This is a genomic window from Pontibacter oryzae (genome assembly GCF_003576375.1).
Lineage (GTDB): Bacteria > Bacteroidota > Bacteroidia > Cytophagales > Hymenobacteraceae > Pontibacter > Pontibacter oryzae.
The window spans coordinates 678,341-698,629 of record NZ_QWGE01000003.1 but is presented as its reverse complement, the minus strand read 5'-3'; the positions used below and the strand labels follow the sequence as shown (position 1 = coordinate 698,629).

General features: G+C 51.0%; 16 protein-coding genes. 5 read left to right on the top strand and 11 right to left on the bottom strand.

Features of this window, described 5'->3' with window-relative positions; translation table 11 throughout:
• Window positions 1-94: 94 nt before the first annotated feature.
• From D1627_RS11800 to D1627_RS11790, 3 genes are all read right to left on the bottom strand, one after another.
• Window positions 95-1,489 (bottom strand): FAD-dependent oxidoreductase, encoded by a 1,395-nt coding sequence (locus tag D1627_RS11800; RefSeq protein WP_119432430.1) that lies wholly within the window; start codon window positions 1,487-1,489, stop codon window positions 95-97.
• A gap of 68 nt (window positions 1,490-1,557) precedes the next feature.
• On the bottom strand, window positions 1,558-2,148 hold the full coding sequence (locus D1627_RS11795) for an alpha-ketoglutarate-dependent dioxygenase AlkB family protein (protein ID WP_119432429.1): 591 nt from the start codon (window positions 2,146-2,148) through the stop codon (window positions 1,558-1,560).
• Between the two features lie 30 nt (window positions 2,149-2,178).
• Window positions 2,179-3,465 carry a cation:proton antiporter gene (locus tag D1627_RS11790; RefSeq protein ID WP_119432428.1) on the bottom strand — a complete coding sequence of 429 codons (1,287 nt, stop codon included), beginning with the start codon at window positions 3,463-3,465 and terminating at the stop codon, window positions 2,179-2,181.
• Between the two features lie 147 nt (window positions 3,466-3,612).
• On the opposite strand from D1627_RS11790, the gene D1627_RS11785 reads away from it, so the two are divergent.
• Window positions 3,613-4,992 (top strand): alanine/glycine:cation symporter family protein, encoded by a 1,380-nt coding sequence (locus tag D1627_RS11785; protein WP_199688428.1) that lies wholly within the window; start codon window positions 3,613-3,615, stop codon window positions 4,990-4,992.
• 63 nt (window positions 4,993-5,055) lie between these two features.
• On the opposite strand, the gene D1627_RS11780 is transcribed toward D1627_RS11785, so the two are convergent.
• The gene (locus tag D1627_RS11780; RefSeq protein ID WP_119432427.1) at window positions 5,056-5,820 is read right to left on the bottom strand and encodes a bestrophin-like domain; all 765 of its coding nucleotides are present in this window, start codon (window positions 5,818-5,820) and stop codon (window positions 5,056-5,058) included.
• A 278-nt stretch (window positions 5,821-6,098) separates the two neighbouring features.
• A complete protein-coding gene (locus D1627_RS11775; protein WP_119432426.1) occupies window positions 6,099-6,632 on the bottom strand; it encodes a GNAT family N-acetyltransferase in 534 nt (177 codons plus the stop codon).
• 354 nt (window positions 6,633-6,986) lie between these two features.
• Between D1627_RS11775 and D1627_RS11770 the strand changes: the two genes are divergently transcribed.
• Window positions 6,987-7,994 (top strand): alcohol dehydrogenase, encoded by a 1,008-nt coding sequence (locus D1627_RS11770; RefSeq protein WP_119432425.1) that lies wholly within the window; start codon window positions 6,987-6,989, stop codon window positions 7,992-7,994.
• An 80-nt stretch (window positions 7,995-8,074) separates the two neighbouring features.
• Here the strand turns inward: D1627_RS11770 and kynU are convergent, their stop codons facing one another.
• From kynU to D1627_RS11750, 4 genes are all read right to left on the bottom strand, one after another.
• Window positions 8,075-9,361, bottom strand: a complete 1,287-nt coding sequence (gene kynU / locus D1627_RS11765; RefSeq protein ID WP_119432424.1) for a kynureninase — start codon at window positions 9,359-9,361, stop codon at window positions 8,075-8,077.
• A gap of 90 nt (window positions 9,362-9,451) precedes the next feature.
• Window positions 9,452-10,525, bottom strand: a complete 1,074-nt coding sequence (locus tag D1627_RS11760; protein ID WP_119432423.1) for a hypothetical protein — start codon at window positions 10,523-10,525, stop codon at window positions 9,452-9,454.
• Between the two features lie 122 nt (window positions 10,526-10,647).
• Entirely contained in the window at window positions 10,648-11,721 is a 1,074-nt protein-coding gene (locus D1627_RS11755) for an amidohydrolase family protein (protein ID WP_199688422.1), read from the bottom strand.
• 201 nt (window positions 11,722-11,922) lie between these two features.
• Window positions 11,923-12,447: a 3-hydroxyanthranilate 3,4-dioxygenase gene (locus D1627_RS11750; RefSeq protein ID WP_119432422.1), complete on the bottom strand. Its 525-nt coding sequence runs from the start codon at window positions 12,445-12,447 to the stop codon at window positions 11,923-11,925.
• A 114-nt stretch (window positions 12,448-12,561) separates the two neighbouring features.
• On the opposite strand from D1627_RS11750, the gene D1627_RS11745 reads away from it, so the two are divergent.
• From D1627_RS11745 to D1627_RS11730, 3 genes are all read left to right on the top strand, one after another.
• Window positions 12,562-13,350, top strand: coding sequence for an SDR family oxidoreductase (locus tag D1627_RS11745; protein WP_119432421.1), 789 nt, complete (start codon window positions 12,562-12,564; stop codon window positions 13,348-13,350).
• 344 nt (window positions 13,351-13,694) lie between these two features.
• The gene (locus tag D1627_RS11735; protein ID WP_119432419.1) at window positions 13,695-15,137 is read left to right on the top strand and encodes an aldehyde dehydrogenase; all 1,443 of its coding nucleotides are present in this window, start codon (window positions 13,695-13,697) and stop codon (window positions 15,135-15,137) included.
• An 83-nt stretch (window positions 15,138-15,220) separates the two neighbouring features.
• Complete coding sequence (locus tag D1627_RS11730; protein ID WP_119432418.1) at window positions 15,221-16,075, top strand: RelA/SpoT domain-containing protein; 855 nt, start codon at window positions 15,221-15,223, stop codon at window positions 16,073-16,075.
• A 74-nt stretch (window positions 16,076-16,149) separates the two neighbouring features.
• On the opposite strand, the gene D1627_RS11725 is transcribed toward D1627_RS11730, so the two are convergent.
• Window positions 16,150-18,387, bottom strand: coding sequence for a S9 family peptidase (locus D1627_RS11725; protein ID WP_119432417.1), 2,238 nt, complete (start codon window positions 18,385-18,387; stop codon window positions 16,150-16,152).
• Window positions 18,388-18,611: 224 nt separating this feature from the next.
• A complete protein-coding gene (locus tag D1627_RS11720; RefSeq protein ID WP_119432416.1) occupies window positions 18,612-20,267 on the bottom strand; it encodes an OmpP1/FadL family transporter in 1,656 nt (551 codons plus the stop codon).
• Between the last annotated feature and the right edge of the window lie 22 nt (window positions 20,268-20,289).

Sequence of the window (20,289 nt, the reverse complement as noted above, 5' to 3'; positions counted from 1 at the left end):
TACCCAACACCAGTGGCTCACCAGCAGCTCCATGGCAAGCTGTAATAAGAATTCTTTAGATGGTGAGCCCTCAGCAGCACGCTAGAATTACGTTTTACTCTAAGCCAGCGCTTTTGTCATACTTCTTCAGCTTCTCTTTTGTCACCAGCTGCTTTTCCAGCAGCTTCTGCACCTCGGGCTTGTCGTAGTCTTCTATACTTTTGATGTGCTTCATCACCTTCTTCATGATCTTGTCCTGCTGGCGGCCAGTTTCGAGGGCGTATGAGTAGGGCAAATCGGTGAAGGTAACCATGGAGTATAGCGGAATCCATTTATCGGGGTACTGCTCTGATATTTTACCTTCAATCTTTTTGCGGAGCAGGAACCGCGGGTCGGCCACTTTGTCGCGCATCTCGATGAAGTTGAGCACGGCCAGGTCGGCGATGGCGTCGGCATTGGGTTTGCGGCGGCGCTCAAATGCCTCAAACAGCTGTCCCCAGTTTTCCCCGTCAAAGCTATCGAGCATCTGGTCCAGCACCGTGATGTCTTCGAAGCCGGCGTTCATACCTTGCCCGTAAAACGGCACCACGGCATGGCTGGCATCCCCGATCAGCAAGGATTTATCCTCGTAGCTCCATGGGAAGCACTTCACTGTAACCAAAGAGCCCACTGGGTGCTCAAAGTAATCCTGCACCAGTTCAGGCATCAACGGCAAGGCATCCGGGAAAACCTCCCTGAAGAAACCAAGCAGATCCTGCTCGTTCTGGATAGCGGCAAACGAGCGCTCGCCCTCATACGGGAAGAACAGCGTGCAGGTAAAGCTGCCATCCAGGTTGGGCAGGGCAATCATCATGTAATTGCCGCGCGGCCAAATGTGCAGGGCGTTTTTCTCGATGGCCCACCCCCCACCGGCCGCAGCCGGAATCGTGAGCTCTTTGTAGCCATACTCCAGGTAGCTTTGCTGGTAATCGAAGCGCTCGGTTCTCTGCATGGCGCCGCGCACCACCGAGAAAGCCCCATCGGCCCCGAAAAGCAGATCCGGCTGTATGGTTTCGGTGCTGCCCGTTTCCGTGTTGCGCAGCTGCACCTCGTTGGTGCGCAGGTTCACATCGGTTGCCTGCCTGCTAAAGTGGTAGGTAATGTCGTTGTTTGGCTCCGAGAGGTTCATTAGGGCCATGTTTAGCCCACCCCTGGATACCGAGTAAATGGCCTGCCCCTCTTTGCCGTAAGGCTGGTAAGTGAGCTTGCCTTGCTCGTCGTGCATCATGCGGCCATACATGGGTATAGACACTTTGCGCACCTCTTCTTCTATACCGATGCCTTTCAGGGCGCGCCAGCCGCGGTCGCTGAGCGCCAGGTTAATCGAACGGCCACCGTCGATAACGTTTTTGCGCAGGTCCGGGCGGCGCTCGTAGAGGTCTACCTTGTGGCCGCGCTTGGCCAGGTACAAAGACAGCAGCGAGCCGACCAAACCAGCTCCCATGATGGCGATGTTCTTCTTTTCGGTCATAGTGTATCCGGGGCCAAAGCCTCTTGTTGGCGTAAAGTAACGGTTTCCGGAGCGCTTTGGCAAGAGCCCTAGCTAATCACCTGCCGGAAGGTAAGGTTGATGCGTGGTTGTACGGCGCGCGTGGTTTTAGGGATTTGATGCAGCCAGTGGTGCTGCGTTGGCCCTTGCATCAGCAGCAGGCTGCCGTTTTGCAGCGGCAAGCGCACTGGCTCCACATCTTTCCGGTTGCGGTGCTTAAAGGCAAAGCGGCGCTCGCCGCCCAGGCTTAGACTGGCTATGCGTGGCTGCGGCCCCAGTGCCTGCTCATTGTCCGCATGCCAGCCCATACTATCCTGGCCGCTGCGGTAAAGGTTTAGTAGCACGCTGTTATAAGTATGCCCGGTGGCCTGCTCTACTTGCTCGCGCAGCTCCTGCAGCACCGGCAGCCAGGCCTGCGGCTTGTTCTCCAGGCCCGAGTAAGTATAACTTTTATCGCCGTACCAGGCCGTTAGCCGGGGCATGGGCTGCAGTTTGCCAAACAGCTTTATACTTTCCTGCTGCCAGTTTACCTGCTCCATCAGCTGCATAAAGTATGTGTCGGCCTGCGGGCCAGGTATAAAATCTGGGGCAAAGTATACTTCGGCATCAGGCATAGGCAGTGGCTGTAGCGTTGGGTGCATGCGGTGTTGTGTTTGTTTAGAGGTGATGGGCTAGGCTCTTAAGGTATTGCTTTTCGGTGCCGTGGTTTGCGCTCCGTTGCCATTATAACGCTTGCGCTGGTAATCGAGGTAGCGCATAGACCGGGAGGCGGTAACGCCATGCAGTACAATAGACACCAGCACAATGAAGCTCACCACCGACCACAGTTGGTCTCCTTCAACAAAGGTAACCTTATCCAGAGCAAACGACAGGTAGAAAAACGAGCCTATGCCCCGAATCCCGAAAAAGCTGATGCCCAGCTTCTCCTGCAGAGGCATAGATATCCCCAACATGCCTATCAGCCCCGCCAGCGGCCGAATAAGGAAAAGGAAGACTAACCCAACGGCTGCCCCCTGCCAGGTAAGATTATCCAATAGGCCAAAAACCAGGCTACCACCAAACACCATCAGCAGCATCACCATTAATATATGCTCTACTTGGCTTACAAAATCGTGCATTTCGGTATGGTACTCGTGCTCTGGCTCCCAACTACTAATCGTAATAGCGGCTACAAATACGGCAATAAAGCCGTAGCCATGCGCCATTTCGGTAATGCCATACACTACCAGCGTAGCCGACAGGGCCAGAAAACCTTCCTGTGCTTTTGGGAAGCTTGAGATGCGGGGTAATCTGAAAATCAGGTAAGCAAGGCCCCTACCAATCAGAAAGCCAATTAAAATGCCGGCTGCAATACGGTACAGCAGGTCGCGCAGCAGCCAGCCGCTCAGCCATTCACTGTCGGTAGCTTCGGCGGCAATGGCAATAACCACGGCCAGCCATGTAAACGGAAAAGCCATTCCGTCATTCAGTCCCGCTTCGGCTGTCAGCGAGAAACGCACTTCATCCTCTTCTTTTTCGTGAGGCGGGCCTACCTGCACTTGCTCTGCTAGCACGGGGTCTGTGGGAGCAAGCACAGCACCAAGCAGTATGGCGGCAGCCGCACTCATGCCCAGCACACCCCAGCCAAGCAAGGCCAACCCGCCAATACAGAGCAACATCGTTATACTCACCAGCCGCAATGGCACTTGCCAGTTTCGCCAGCTTACCTTACGCCTTATCTTCAGGCCAGTGCCCATCAGCGATATTATCACACTAAGCTCGGTAAGGTGCACCACATAGTCTTCCTGCCACATTGGGTCCGGGATGGGCAGCTCCACGGGCAGCAGGTAAATACCCACGCCAGCCAGCAAAAACACGATAGGGTATGAAATAAAGGTGCGTTTGAGCAAGGCGGGTACCCACGCCATAGCAAGCGCCGCTAACCCCACCAGCGTTATTACAAGTATGTATGTTGACATATAGTTGTGTTAAAACCTGAGCAGCCACTCATTGTAATGCGAGGTTAAACCTGCGCTTTAGCCGCCGTGTAGCATACATACGTGTTTTCAGGTTTTATGCCTATATTTATACTTTAGCAAATACTAAATCACGAGCAATTGAGCGCTATAGAGAATATACTGGTAGAGTTTAGCAACGCGGCCTGGGGCATGCCTTTGCTGATTTTATTGATGGGAGGTGGCTTTTACTTTATGCTATACTCCGGCTTTCTACCCTTCCGCTACCTGGGCCACGCCATCAACGTACTGCGCGGCAAGTACGACGACCCCAACGACCCCGGCGACATTAATCACTTCGAGGCGCTTTCCAGCGCGTTGGCTGCCACCGTGGGCATGGGTAACATCAGTGGTGTGGCCGTGGCCATTGCCACTGGCGGGCCAGGCGTTTTGTTTTGGATGTGGGTGAGTGCCTTCGTGGGCATGGCCACCAAGTTCTTTACCTGCTCGCTGGCTATTATGTATCGGGGCCGCGACACCAACGGCCACCTGGAGGGCGGGCCGATGTACGTGATCACGGAAGGCCTGGGCCGTAAATGGAAACCGCTGGCCGCCTTTTTCGCCATAGCTGGTTTGTTCGGTACTTTGCCAATTTTCCAGGCCAACCAGCTTACGCAGGTGCTCCGCGAGGTAGTGCTTGTACCCAACGGCATTGCCACCGAAAATCCGTTTTACTGGAACCTGGGCATCGGGCTTATACTTGTTGTAATTACCTCAATGGTGATTTTCGGGGGGATTAAGCGTATTGGCCACGTGGCCGGCAAAATGGTACCAAGTATGGTTTTGCTCTACATGGCGGCTGTTTTTTACATCATGTTCTCGCATGCCGAAAGTATACCCGCCGCTTTTGCCCTGATCCTGGAAGACGCTTTCTCGGCTAAGGCTGTGCTGGGCGGTGCCGTGGGTGCTATTATTATCGCTGGTGCACGCCGCGCGGCTTTCTCTAACGAGGCGGGCATTGGTACGGCAGCCATGATGCACGGCGCCGCCAAGACAGACGAGCCCATCCGCGAAGGCCTGGTAGCTATGCTCGGCCCTTTTATTGACACGCTCATAGTATGCACCCTTACGGGGCTTGCCATCATCATAACGGGTACCTGGCAGACTTCTGACAGCAATGGCGTAACCATGACGGCCACGGCCTTCGGGTCTTCGTTGCCGGGTGGCATTGGCAGCTATGTGCTGGTGGTTTGCGTACTGATTTTTGCGTTTACCTCGCTATTTTCCTACTCCTACTACGGCACCAAGTGCTTCGGCTTTCTCTTTGGTGCAAAGTATAAGCATTACTACAATTACTTTTATGTGTTCACGATAGCCTTTGGTGCTGTTGCTTCCATTACCGCTGTGCTGGCCCTGATCGACGGGATGTATGCCATGATGGCGATCCCTACGGTGGTATCGGCGCTCATACTTTCGCCGAAGGTAATGCGTGCCGCGCGCGATTATTTTAAGCGCATGAAAGAGTTCCGCGAGGAAAAGGTGCAAGTATAATTAGCAGCGCTCATCATCAGTTTAAAAGCTATATTTTAGCAAGCCGCTAAAGTATAGCCTTTGTTATTCATTCTTCAGATCCAGCATACTTGCCTGGCTAACTTTAATGATGGCTCGCTTTGGCCGGTCTAAGTCGATGATGATAAAAACGACCAGCGTGATCAGGACAATGAAGATGGTGGTAGGTATGCGCGATCTGTTTTTACTCAGGCCCTTCGCGTAGCCCATCAGTGCGCCTGCCACTATAAAGACCATAAACAAAAGTAGGAAAATAGGCTCTGGCACGTGCTGCTCCTGTATGGTGTTGCGTTTTTCCTGGGCATCTATCATTTTGTTGAGTGCCGTAATGAACATGCCTGTAGTAACGGGCCGGGGGTCTATTTCTACGGCAGCGGTAGCCGTTGCCCAGATGGCATCCTGAATTTTCTCGGTTTTCCGGAGCAGGCGTCTTCGCTCTGCTACTTTTGTAAGGTCCACGTTAATCAACTCCAGCCGTACATCCACGTATTGTTGCAGCAACTGATGGCCCTCTATGTGGTATGGCTCGGGTAGCAAGGCTGTTCGGAGCAGGGCCGTGCCTATGGCATTGGCCTCCTCAATCTGCGCCTCTGTTCTGCTGTCAAAGCGGTTAAGGGCTATACTAAACGTGAAACCGAGCAGCAGGGCAAGCAAGCCAAAAACGCCACCCATAATGGCATTTGTCTGCGATTTTATATCCTCCCCGGTCTTTTTGTGGTACCGCTTGCCAAACAGGTTGCCGATTTCGATGGCTACCAAAATCAGTGTAAATAAAATGCCTACGATTAAAAAACTGCTTTCGTCATACATTATATATCTGTAAACCTTCAACGCTTTTCGGCCTCATTAGCTAAAACCTGGCAGGCTTAAGTTGTGGCAGTATAGCAGCGCATATTTGTTTTACGCTCATCGGGGCTTAATTGTGCATAAGTTTTTTGACAATTAGGCTAAACACAGTCCTAACCCTCTGCTAGCTACGCTTTATCTTAAGAATAAACCGAGCCAGTAGGTTTCTGAAACATCAGCTTTAGACCAGAGCTAAATTGCTTAGACAGTTTTGCCATTCTCCCCCACAGGCTATCTGGCAATTATACCCCAAGCATTAGCCTGAAGCCAAACACAGGGAGCTGCCCCTGCATAAAATCCAGTTCCTCGGCCCTTTTAAAGCCCATGCGCTCATATAGCTGCCAGGCTACTTGCATGGCTTTGGTAGTATGTATAATTAGCTGCTTATGTTGCTTGCTTTTAGCCCTGGAGATACACGCATCAACCAGTAATTTGCCGATGCCATGCCCTCTAACGGATGGGTCTACAGCTAGCAGTCTGAAGCCCGAGGCATTTGGCTCTTTCGTGGCCGTACCGCCGGAACCGTAATACTGCATATCGCTGAAGTATACCACCCCTCCAGCCAGCCTGCCCTCCGGCGAAACGGCAACCAAAAGTTCGGCGCCAGGCTTCTGGGCAAACTCCCCGATGTTGGCAAGCATGCGGTAATAAGCTGGTTGCTCATCGGGTTTTGGGAAATCTGGCAGTTGTGCATACGCCTGTACCATTAACGCACCGAGCGGCTTAAATTCAGCTGCAAAAGCAGCCCTTGCGGAATAAGACGGGGTAGATGTCATGTTTAGGAGACCTAAGTATAAACTGCCGAAAGATAACACAATATCCTGCCTCTCTAAACTATCTATTGCAGAGACTACTCAGCACTCCTCAAACTCTCTAGCAACTCAAAAGATGACGTTGGTATTTACTATACCAAATAAGCACATTATCACTAAATTATAGGTAATAATTTGTACGCACGAAGCTTCAAGAAGCGGCACGTACCTTTAGTATTGTCGTAAAGTGGCGCTATGGCAATATGCTCTTTTATTTTACAATGCAGCTCCCTTTCATCCTCATGGTCTACAGCGTAAGTAACCCAAAGGTATTGAAGCCGTTAAAATTGGGAAACCTTACGTTATAATGCATTATCTATGAAAGCAGTACAAGTAAAATCTCCAGGAGGGCCGTTTGAAGTAGTGGAAAAACCTGTTCCTACACCGGCAGACAATGAAGTGCTTATCAAGGTACAGGCCTGCGGTATTTGCCATAGCGATGCCATGGTAAAGGATGGCACTTTCCCTGGTATTGATTACCCTCGCGTGCCTGGTCATGAGGTGGTTGGTATTGTTGAGAAAGTAGGCGCAAACGTCATGCAGTGGGAAGTAAACCAGCGCGTGGGCGTTGGTTGGCACGGGGGCCATTGCTTTGAATGTGAACAGTGCCGCCGCGGTGATTTTGTGCTTTGCGAAAAGGGCAAAGTATGCGGTATCTCCTACGATGGCGGCTATGCCGAGTACATGGTAGCACCAGAAGAAGCAATAGCTTCTATACCCGACGACCTGTCCTCTGCCGAAGCTGCCCCTTTGCTTTGTGCGGGTATTACAGTTTTTAACTCGCTGCGCAACTCGGGTGTCAGACCTGGGGGAATAGTGGCCGTGCAGGGTATTGGCGGGCTTGGGCATTTGGCGGTGCAGTATGCTAAAAAAATGGGCTTTTATACGGTTGCCATTTCCGGCACAAACAGTAAGCACGACTTAGCTATGGAGCTTGGCGCGGATGTATTTCTGAATGAACAAGACCATAATGTGGTAGAAGAGCTGCAAAAGCTGGGAGGCGCTGATATTATCATGGCTACCGCCCCTAATAGTGATGCTATTAGCTCTTTGATTGATGGCCTGGCTATTAATGGAAAGCTAATGGCACTTGCCGCAACCGTAGACCCTGTAAAAGTAACTCCTTTACAGCTGATTATGGGCAGGAAATCGATAACAGGCTGGCCCAGTGGCACAGCTAAAGACTCTGAGGACACCCTGAAGTTTAGCGCCAGAAGCAAGACTGTGCCTATGATAGAAACTTACCCCCTTGAGAAAGCAGAGGAAGCTTACGAGCAAATGATTACAAATAAGGCCCGTTTCAGGGTTGTGCTTACAATGGAGTAACTTTAGAACTTTTTCAAAAACCAAAAGCGGCTGGCATTATACTTTGCCAGCCGCTTCGGTTTTTTGTGAGTTTATACTTGCTATCTGCCCACTGTGCCTTCCAGGCACTCGTGCAGGATTTCGGAGAAGCGGTATACTTCCTCAAAGCTGTTGTAAAGTGGCGTCGGGGCTACGCGAATTACGTTGGGCTCGCGGTAATCCACAATAATGCCGGCCTCCATCAGCTTATCAAAGAGCAGGCGTGAGTTCTGCTTAACCAGCAGCGATATCTGGCAGCCGCGGGCACTTGGGTCTGTTGGCGTGATCATTTCCAACACATCTTTGCCTACTTCCACGTCGTTGATCAGGTACTCCAGGTAACCGGTTAGCTTTTCGCTTTTGGCGCGCAGGGCCTGCATGCCGCCGGCCTCGTCTACCAGCTCCAGGGCTGCACGGTGCACCGACATAGTCAGAATCTGGCCATTGCTGAGTTGCCAACCGGGTGCGCCCTGCATCGGCTTAAAGCCTTTCTGCATTTTAAAACGCTCCTGGGCATCGTGGCCCCACCAGCCGGCAAAGCGCGGAATGCTGCTATCGTTGCCGAAGCGCTCGTGCACATACACGCCCGAGGTGCCGCCCGGGCCCGAGTTCAGGTATTTATAAGTACACCACACGGCAAAGTCCACGTCCCAATCGTGCAGGTGCAGCGGAATGTTACCGGCGGCATGCGCCAGGTCGAAACCTACCAGCGCGCCTGCCTCGTGGCCTGCTTTGGTAATGGCCTGCATATCAAACACCTGTCCGGTGTAGTAATTTATGCCACCCATCATGATCAGGGCCAGCTCCTCGCCGTGCTCTTTTATACTTGCCAGGATGTCTTCGGTGCGCAGCGTGTGCTCGCCCTCTCTCGGGAACAGCTCAATAATAGCCTCGCCGGGGTTGTAGCCGTGGAACTTGGTCTGGGTCTCCAGGGCATACTGGTCCGATGGAAAAGCGCCGCCTTCGGTTATGATCTTAAATCGTTTGCCCTCCGGCCTGTAAAACGACACCAGCATCAGGTGCAGGTTCACGGTCAGCTGGTTCATGATCACCACTTCGCTCTCCTTGGCGCCTACCACGCGGGCCGCACCGGGTCCAAGCAGCTCGTGATAGTTATACCAGGGCTCCTCGCCTTTAAAGTGCGCCTCTACGGCCAGGTTGGCCCACTTGTACATTTCATGGTCTATGAAACGCTGCGCCGATTTTGGCTGCAAGCCCAGGGAGTTACCGCAAAAGTAAATGGCATCGTTGCCGTTTACCTGCGGAAAGTAAAACTGGTCGCGCAGATAGTGTAATGGGTCGTGCTTGTCTTGTTCCTGCGCAAAGGCGAGGTTATTTTGGTAATTCATACGTGTGCAAGTTTTATACTTTGGCTACAGTAGCAGCCTATACTTCTAAATCCAGCTAAGTTAAGAAATGTTTCACGGGATGGCACAACTTTACCAGGCAGCGGCCCCAAAGTCATACTTCAGGCCTACGCTAAACGATTGCGGGATATTTTCGATGAAAATAATATTATTGAGCTCAGCATAGACAGCCGTTCGTGGAAGCACCTTGGCCTCTGCCCCCAAGCTCGGGTTTAGCCTAGGTAAAAATACTGTCTTCTTCTCGCTGGGCGGGTTAGGCCACTCACCTTCGCTGTCTAGCCTGCCTATATCCGCTAAATGCAACTGAAAGTATAAGTTAAACCTATCTGTCTTCTTCAGGTCGTGCTGGTACCGGATGCCAAGGCCTTTGAACGTCAAGTTTTCTTTGTTCAGGTAAAACCGGTTGTAATCGGCGGAGAACTTAAAGGAATAGCGCCCGCCTTTAAAGATGTAATACTGCAAGCCCATTACCTGCCCTGTGGACCTTGCTATGGTGCGGTCGCCGAAAATAGACCCGAACTGGCTATATTGAGCAAAAAAGACCCAGTTCGAATCTTCTGTTAGCTTTTTCCCTGAATTCCAGAAGTATGAGGTTTCGCCTTTGTTATACCCTGTAACAATTGCCGCTAAGTCACTCTCTATCAGCTTAATTTTATACAGCTTTTCTACCAGATCCATCCTGTCGGGCATCAACGTGCTTAGGGTGCTAATGTATTTGTTATCCTTTCTTTTGTGTGTGGTGCCGCCCTCACTTTCTATAATCTCATTGTTTTCAAGTCTATACATCGCATCATCCTTGGAAACATAGAAGATTTTATCTCCTCTCTCCTCCCGAACGTAAAGGCTCATTGCCTGTGACTCTACCAGCACCTGAAACAGAAGCAGGCTATCTCGGTGCACGTATGGGCGCGCTACAAACTTCTCCCCGCTGTTTAGCTTTATCTGCTGAACTTGTTTAGGAGTATAGATTTCTTTTGAGCCTTGCTGTTGTTCAAAAATAATTTTGTTAGGCGAGTCGGAGTAATAAGTCAGGGTGCCCTGCAGTTCCTTGCCGTCTTGCAAGGTAAGGTTTCCGGCTTGATTGTTAATTTGTGCAAACCCGGCTGTAGCGCACAACAGGAGAAAAAGTAAAAGTTTGAATTTCATTTATAAGGTTCTCTTTAGTATGATTTTAAAGAACCAAATATAAATGAATATTCAAGTATTTTAATAAAGCAGGCATACCACTTTGAAGAAATAGTATGAGTAACTATACTTATGAGCGGCGCTTATACTTTCTCGCTTTTCTGCTTAGGCACAAACCGCTCTTTTTTCAGGTTTAACCACTCCAGCGCGGTGCCGCTCAGCATACGCTCTTTGGTTGCTTGGTCGTACGGCATAGATTCGATGAGTTTGCCGGGCTCCAGCTCGCCAAGCGGAAACGGGTAATCGGTGCCCAGGGCAATGCTGTTGGCGCCTACCAAGTTTACCAGATACTCCAGCGCGGCGGGGTCGTGCACCAATGAGTCGAGATAAAATTTGCCGAGGTACTCGCGGGGGTTTACGTTGTTATCAATGGCGCACAGGTCGGGGCGCACCTCAAAGCCGTGGGCAATGCGGCCAATAGTTGCCGGGAAAGAGCCTCCGCCATGGGCAAACGCCACCCGCAAGTTAGGCAGCCGCTCCAGCACACCGCCAAAGATCATAGAACAGATAGCCATACTTGTTTCGGCGGGCATTCCTACCAGCCAGGGCAGCCAGTATTTGCTCATTTTCTCCTTACCATACATATCCCAGGGGTGCACAAAAACCGCCGCGCCCAACTCTGCTGCCGCCTCAAAAACCGGGAAAAGCTCCGGTGCCTCCAGATTCCAGTCGTTGATGTGCGTACCGATCTGCACACCGGCCATGCCCAACTCCTTCATGCAGCGCTCCAGTTCTTTAATGGCCAGGTCGGGGGCTTGCATGGGCAAGGTGCCCAGGCCCACAAAGCGGTCCGGGTAGTCATACACAATGCCAGCAATATGGTCGTTCAGGATCTGTGACAGGTCGTACGTATGCTCGGGTTTGGCCCAGTAGTTAAACATAACGGGCACTGTGCTTAGCACCTGCACGCCAACGCGGTGCTGGCTACACTCGTGCATGCGCACTTGTGGGTCCCAGCAGTTGTCCTGTATCTCCCGGAAGAACTTGTCATCCATCATCATGCGGGCACAGCAAGGCTTATGGTGCTCCAACCGTACAAACCCGCCATAGCCGTAGCGCTCTCGCAGGTTGGGCCAGGTAGCAGGCAGGATATGCGTATGGATGTCTATCTTCAGCAGCTTGTCGGCGGTAAGTATAGGCTGTTTGCTTTCTGGCATACAAAAGGGTAAAGTTTATTTTAGATTTTAGACATAAGACGTAAGATTTTAGACTTCAGGCGAAGGACTTTACTGAGCCTTGAGGCAGGTTCGAATCTTAGCGCCTTTGGTTCCGTTTCAATTCTCTCAAGCAGCAAATCTGCCTTTATAAAAATCATACAATGATCTTTATCTAACGACTAATGTCTAAAATCTAACGTCTTACATCTTTGCCGGTGGCTCCATAACGGTTGCGCAATTGTTGCAGGTGCGGTGCTCCAGGCTATCCCAGAAGTGGCCCATGATAACAGGCAGCTGTCCAACAATGTCGGTTACGTCGGCATACTCTTCATAGAGCTTGTTGCCGCAGTTTTCGCAGAACCACAAGAAGCCGTCTTTCTCGCCGGGCTTGCGGTAGCGCTCCATTACCAGCCCCACCGTATTGGCCGGGCGTTGGGGCGAGTGCGGCACGCGTGGCGGCAGCAGGAATATCTCCCCTTCCTTGATCGGAATATCTACGGGCTTGCCGTCTTCAATTATCTTGAGCACAATATCGCCTTCCAGTTGGTAGAAGAACTCCTCACCTTCGTCATAATGGTAATCCTTGCGTGCGTTAGGTCCGCCTACCACCATCACTATAAAATCGTCGTTGCCTTTAAATACCTGCTGGTTGCCTACCGGCGGTTTTAGCAAGTGGCGGTGTTCATCTATCCACTGCTTAAAGTTGAAAGGTCTGCTTATAGCCATACGTGTAGCATATCTTGGTTAATAGTATGAAAGTACGAAAAAGCCGGCATATATGATAGTTTATACCTTAGTTGCCCCCTTACATCTTTAAGCATATTTCCGTACATTTAACCTATGGACTTAAACCTGAAGAACAAACGCGCCTTGGTATGCGGCAGCACACAGGGCATTGGCAAAGCTGTAGCCCTGGAGCTGGCCCAGCTTGGCGCCAGCATCACCCTTATAGCCCGAAACGAGGGTAAACTACAGCGCGTGCTCCAGGAGCTGGATGGCGAGCAAGGCCAACACCATGATTATGTAGTGGCCGATTTCAGCAACCCATACGAGGTAGACCTGGCCGTGCGCGTGCGCCTGCAGGAGCTGCAACAGGTGCATATTCTGGTGAACAATACCGGAGGCCCTCCGGGTGGCCCCATTGCAGACGCTGATACCGAAGAGTTTTTAAATGCTTTTAACCAGCACTTGGTCAATAACCATCAGCTTACGCAAGCCGTGCTGCCTTACATGAAGGCTGCCAAGTATGGCCGCATCATTAACATTGTGAGCACTTCGGTAAAGCAGCCGCTTAATGGGCTAGGCGTGTCTAACACCATCCGTGGCGCCGTAGCGAGCTGGGCCAAAACCATGGCAAACGAGCTGGGGCAATACGGCATTACAGTAAACAACGTGCTGCCGGGCTCTACCCACACAGGCCGCATTACGGCAATCATCGAAAGCCGGGCACAGAAATCCGGGATGAGTGCGCGCGAGGTGCAGCAAAGTATGGAATCCGAAATACCAGCCCGCCGCTTTGCAGACCCTGAAGAGGTGGCCGCCGCAGCCGCGTTCCTGGCATCGCCGGCAGCGGCGTATATTAATGGCGTGAACCTGCCCGTAGATGGTGGCCGAACAGGGTGTTTGTAGGTGATTAGGTTTTAGAGATGTTATTGGCGGCACTATTATTTAATGGAGGTTTTCTGGCAGCAATTTTTCTTTTATCGAAGTGGTACAGTATAAGCAATGATGAATATGTATTCCATATGATATGCCTGAACCTTACCGTGTTCCTGATGTATCTGAATAAGCATTTTAATATTGCGCCTGACTACTCCTCATTCATTAAGTTCTTTATATCGCTTGTTATAGTACATGTTTCGCTAGCACCATTCAGGAACGGTATACTTAAGCAAATTAAGCACATACGTCGCAGGTTTTCAAGCTAATAAATGCCTCACAATTCTTAACTCTTAATTCATCATTTCTCATCCGTGAAGCTCCAGAACTATATAAACGGCCAATTGATAGAACCCACTGCCGGGCAGTACATCGATAATTATAATCCGGCAACCGGCGAGCTTTACGCGTACATCCCCGACTCGGATGAGCAGGATGTGGTGCAGGCAGTGAAGGCGGCACAGGCTGCTTTTCCGGCATGGGCCGCAACGCCAGCCGAAAAGCGCGGCCAGCTGCTGATGCGCATCGCCGACCTGATAGACCAGAACCTGGACCGCCTGGCCGAAGCCGAAAGTATAGACAACGGCAAACCGCTGAAACTTGCCAAGACCGTAGACATACCGAGGGCTAGCAGCAACATGCGCTTTTACGGCACCGCTATCCAGCACTTTGCCTCAGAGGCGCATTACATGGAGGGCACCGAGGCCATTAACTATACCGTGCGGCACCCGCATGGCGTGGCGGGCTGCATCTCGCCCTGGAACCTGCCGCTATACTTGTTCACCTGGAAAATAGCGCCTGCCTTGGCCGCCGGCAACTGCGTAGTGGCCAAACCATCCGAAGTAACCCCCATGACGGCCTACCTGCTGTCGGAGCTATGCATGGAAGCTGGCCTGCCGGCTGGCGTACTGAATATTGTGCATGGCTATGGGCATAAAGTGGGGGCAGCCATTGTCTCGCACCCTAAGGTGCCTGTTATCTCTTTTACAGGTGGCACCAAAACCGGCCGTAGCATTGCCGCCACGGCCGCACCCATGTTCAAAAAGCTCTCACTGGAGCTGGGCGGAAAAAACCCGAATATCATATTTGCGGACTGCGACTTTAACAACGCGCTTCATACTTCTATCCACTCCTCGTTTGCCAACCAGGGCCAGATCTGCCTATGCGGCTCTCGCATTTTTGTGGAGCGGCCGCTTTATGAACAGTTTAAACAGGCTTTTGTGGATAAAGTGAATAAACTGACCGTAGGCGACCCCCTGGAGGACGGAACCAAACAGGGCGCTGTGGTGTCGGAGCAGCACATGCAAAAAGTCCTTTCTTATATTGCGCTCGCAAAACAGGAAGGCGGCATCATACTTACCGGTGGGCACCAGGTGCAGGTTGAGGGCCGCTGCGCCAACGGCTGGTTTATAGCGCCAACCGTTATAGAGGGCCTGCTACCAGATTGCCGCACCAACACCGAGGAAATATTTGGCCCAGTGGTTACGCTCACGCCCTTCGACTCTGAAGAGGAAGTGATTCGCTATGCCAACTGTACCGATTACGGCCTCTCCGCCACCATCTGGACACAGAACCTGCAGCGCGCCCACCGCGTGGCGCACCAGGTGCACAGCGGTATTGTTTGGGTGAACACCTGGCTGCTGCGCGACCTCCGCACACCCTTTGGCGGCATGAAAAGCTCCGGCGTGGGCCGCGAAGGAGGGTTTGAGGCGCTGCGCTTCTTTACCGAGCCGCAAAACGTTTGCGTAAAGCTATAACCCAGCTAGTTACGCCTTTACGCAACATTTCCACCCAAAACGGATTATAATTTACAGGAGGGCCATACTAAACCCCTCTTGTAATGCGCCAACACAAACCTGCCCATACCGCCACTGTATCATTCATACTTTCCGTTGTTAACAAAAGTGAGCAGGAACTGCGCGCACTGCATATAAACCCGCACGAGTTACTGGCCATTTACCAGGACTATGTACAAAGGCAAGCCGAACTCACTGATACAGCCATCTATATTTCCCGGATACTGGAGGGAGCAAGCCATGTGCATAGTATAAAATTCAGGGTGAAAGAGCCACAGCACCTGCTCAAAAAGATCATCCGAAAGAAACGGGAGTACCCAAACCGCCACTTTAACCGCCATACATACCTGCACCTGATTAACGATCTGATAGGCATGCGGGTACTGCACCTGTACAAGGGGCACTGGGCAAAAACCGGGCATTACATAAACAAGCATTGGCAGCTTAAAAGGCCGCCATACGCCTATGTGGTTAGCAGCGAGAGCAACCTAGTGCCCCATACTTTCGGGAGGTTTGGTTGCCAGATAATGCCGCACCCTTCGGGATATAAGGCTGTGCACTTTGTGATAGAGACCCAACCGGGCAGGCAGCGATACTTTGCCGAGATACAGCTGCGCACCTTGTTTGAGGAAGGTTGGAGCGAGATAGACCACAGCCTGCGGTACCCCGACCATAACAACAACGAGCTTACCAACCTGCTGCTTCAAATACTAAACAGGTTTACCAGCCAGTCCGATGCCATGGCCTCGTTTATGCGCCAACTTACGATTGCGCTGCATTCCTGCAAGCACCCGGCCGCCCTAGATGCCTTGTATGCACAGCTCGCCAACCTGCCTCTTACGCAAGCAGAAAAACAACAGCTTTATACTTTAATCTCCAGCGCAAGCAGGCAACAGTAGCTTTCAGATCCTTTGTAAAGTATAAAGGCCCACCGTTTCCGGCAGGCCTTTATACTTTGGTTTATACGATATGCTTACTGGTTCACAGATTCCCCTTTCGGGTTGATCAGGTTGCGCTCCAGGAAGTCAGTCATCATGGTGAAGCGGTGCATGTAGGTGTTGCCTCCATAGATGCCGTGGTTACGGTTCGGGTAGTAAAAGCTCTCGAACTGCTTGTTGGCATCGATCAGGGCATCCTGCATGGCCACTGCGTTTTGGAAGTGCACGTTATCATCGCCGGTACCGTGGATGAGCAGCAGCTCGCCCTTCAGTTTGTCGGCAAAGAACAGCGGGGAGTTATCATCATACCCTGCAGCATTTTCCTGTGGTGTTTTCAGGTAGCGCTCCGTGTAGATGGTATCGTAAAATCTCCAGTTCGTAACCGGAGCCACCGAGATACCCGCTCTAAACACGCCCTCGCCTTTGGTAAGGCCCAGCAGCGTCATGTAGCCGCCAAAGCTGTGGCCCCAGATACCGATGCGGTTTTTATCTACGTAAGATTGGTTACCTAACCACTTGGCAGCCTCAATCTGATCCTCGATCTCATACTTGCCCAGGTTGGCGTAGGTCACTTTCTTGAAGTCTGCGCCACGGGCACCTGTACCGCGGTTGTCCACGCTCACCACAATCAGGCCTTTGTCGGCCAGCACCTGGTACCATAGGTAGTTGCTTCCGCCCCAGCTGTTGGTTACCGTTTGCGAGCCCGGGCCACCGTACACAAACATCAGCACCGGGTACTTCTTGTTCGGGTCAAAATCGGTTGGCTTAATCATCCAGCCGTTCAACTTATTACCTTCCGAAGTGCTCATGGTAAAGAACTCCTGCTTGGCAAGGTCATACTGCGCCAGTGTGTTCTGCAGCTTCTGGTTATCCTCCAGCATCTTGATCAGTTTTCCGTCTTTGGCGGTGTGCAGGCTAACGGTAGGCACCTGGTTGGCAGCCGAATAATAGTCCAAGTAGTAGGTAAAGTCGTTGCTCATGTTCACGTGGTGCGTTCCTTCCTTGTCGGTCAGGCGCTGCTTCTTTTTGCCTTTGCTGCTGATGCTGTACAAGTGGCGTTCCAGCGGCGACACCTCCGTAGACATGTAGTACAGGCGGTCGTTCTTCTCGTCGTAGCCCACGTACTCGCTTACCTCCCAGTTGCCATCCGTGATCTGGCGCACCAGCTTACCGTTCATGCTATACAGGTACAGGTGGTTGTAGCCTTTTACTTCTGATGAGTGGATAAAATACTTGCCATCTTTCAGATAGGTCAGGTCGTCGGTGATGTCGATGTAGGCTTTGTCGGTTTCCTTCAGCACCACGCTGGTTTTGCCGGTGGTAGCGTTGGCGTGCAGAATTTCCAATGTGTTCTGCAGGCGGTTCATCTTCTGGATCGACAGCAGGTTGGCATCGTTCGTCCACTTAATGCGCGGGATGTAGATATCGGCCTCGTTGCCGGTATCCATTTTCACGGTTTTGCCGCTGTTCACGTCATACACCGATACTTTTACTGTAGAGTTGGCCTCGCCGGCTTTCGGGTACTTAAACTTGTTATCCTGCGGATACAGCTCGCCCCACATCTGCATGTTAAATTCTGGCACGTTGGCCTCATCAAAAGTATAAAAAGCTATCTTTTTACCATCCGGCGACCAGTGGAAGCCTTTGGCAAAAGAGAACTCCTCCTCATACACCCAGTCCGCATACCCGTTTATGATGGCGTTGAACTTGCCATCCGTGGTAATCTGCGTTTCCTGCATGCTGCTCAGGTCCGTCACGAACATGTTGTTGCCACGGGCAAAGGCAACGCGCTTGGCATCCGGCGAGAAAGAGGCATACAGTTGCTTGCCGCCGTCGCTCAGCTTGGTCAGTTTTTTAGAGGCGATGTCGTAGATGTAGAACTCTGCCTTGGAAGAACGGCGGTAGATCTGCTCGGTATCGGTAGAAAAAAGCACCTTCTGCTCATCCGAAGAGAAGGTATAATCGTCGTACTGAATTGGCTGGTTGCTGCCAGTTGGTACCAGGTTCTCGCCTTCGATGATGGTGGCTACGGGCTTGCCGGTAGTTACATCATACTTTACGATGTCGTATACTTTGTTGGTGGCATCCGGCACCTGCGAGCTGTAGTAGCGGCCGTCGTTCATCCAGTTTACGCCGTACACCGACTGGCTACGGAAAGTACCTTTCTTGTAGATATCCTCCAGGGTTATATCTTTCTTCTGCTGCGCCTGCGCCACAAAGGCAAAACACAGAAGCATGGCAGCCAAAAGGTTTGATCTAAGTCTGATATGCATGTTTTTAGTTGAAGTTTAGTTTTTGCTCCTCTAAGTTAGAAGAATAATGTGGTTTCGCCATAATAGCACATCCAAAACCATACCTGGGGTTTGAATAGTTTTGAATGGATAATTGATTGAATGACCCGGAGAGCTGCTCATACTTTAACGCTGGCTCACAAAGCTTAAACCAAAAGCGACAGCCCATGTAAATGGACTGCCGCTTTTGGTTTATACTCGGGCCGTTAGAAGTTAAAGCCCAGCGTTACAAGCACTGTATTCTGTTTTTTATCGATGTTCACGGCAGGCTCCCCGGTTGTTTTAAAGGTATACGGTGAGTAGCTGGTACCGCTCACGAAAGGCGCATATACTTGATCCTGCTGTGAGTGCACATAGGCAGCATCCACATAAAATTTTTGCAGCCTTACACCAGCCCCTAAAGTATAATGCTTGGTGGCACCGTACTTGTAGTTAATGAACCCATCTCTGTAACTGGAGCCGTTATCAAGCTCGGCATTATATGCATAGCCTGCTCGCAACCGAAACACATCATATCTACCCTCAGCGCCTAATTTATAGTTTACTGCTGATCTGTTGTTTGTTGCTATACCGTTGTTGATGTCATCAAAAAAACCGCCAGACGAGAAGTCATCATCTTCGCGGAACTTCGCGTCGCCATAATCTACATACTCCACATCGGCGGTGATAAAGCCATACTTACCAATGAAATAAGCCACGCCGCCCGTTGCTTTAAAGGGAGTTACCAAACGGTAAGAAAATTGCCCGGGCACTTCTGCTGCGCCCTCTATCCCATCATCAAAGGTTGTTATTATGGAGCGCTGGTAATCGTCGTCAAATGTATAAGCTGTTGGGGTTTGTACGCTCACACCTAACCGAAGCGCATCTATCGGGCGGGCAATCATACCCACTTTAAGGTTTACACCTGCACCCGTAGTCGAAAACTCATCTCTGTACTCTAAGCTGGCAAAGGGTGTGGTTGGGTCGCCTTCGGATTCTGTGTAAATGGTTTCTTGCGAGAAATCCACGGTTACGATGCCAAGCGACGCGCCTATATATAGCTTGTCCTTGTAGCTGGAACCTATTCCAATGTCAATCTGGTTCTGAGATCCTTTTCTGATAATTTCCTCGCGATGTGTTATTAGACCATTTCTATACTCAGGCAGAATATATCCATCATTATTATACCCAAACAAGAAGCTTCCGTATGCTAAGCCTTCCAACGACGTAATTCCATCATCGTATTCTTGATTCAAACTAGCTTCTGTCCTTGCATTATACTCTGCTAAATCAGCAAAGTATCCAACTATCGTAGGATCAAACTCAGATATAAGCGGCATTGCCCCTTCAAAATTATTATCCTCCCAAGCTTTCATAGCTTCTAGATACTGACCATACTTTTGCTGATACATTTCCCCATTAATATTTGTATTAGTTCGATAGGAAGTATAACGCTCATTAAAATCATTGAGCCTGGTTATGCCAATCCCGAAGGTCGTACCGCGCCAATCGCTGCCATCGCTGTCGCCTTTTCTGTTGGATATGACAACACCTAGCTGCGGGAAGACAAAATTACTGCTGCTACCTGTGCTACGTTCAGAGGAACCGTCTGACAGTCTTATTGAATTATTATAGTTAGCAGACTGGATGCCCGGCGTAATAGTAAACTCAGAACGGCGGAACATGCCCAAACCCGCAGGGTTGCCGGAAAGGCTGGAAATATCTGCTCCGAGGGCTGTTTGGGCGCCACCCATACCCTGAATGCGCGCAGTACCTGATACCCCGGTCTGAGAGTAGCGCAGGGCGTCTACCTCGGTTTGGGCAAAAGCAGTACCACCCCAGCCCAGCAAAAGCGCCAGGCTGGCCAAAAGTGTCTTCTTCATATGCTTATAGGAAGTTTATGCT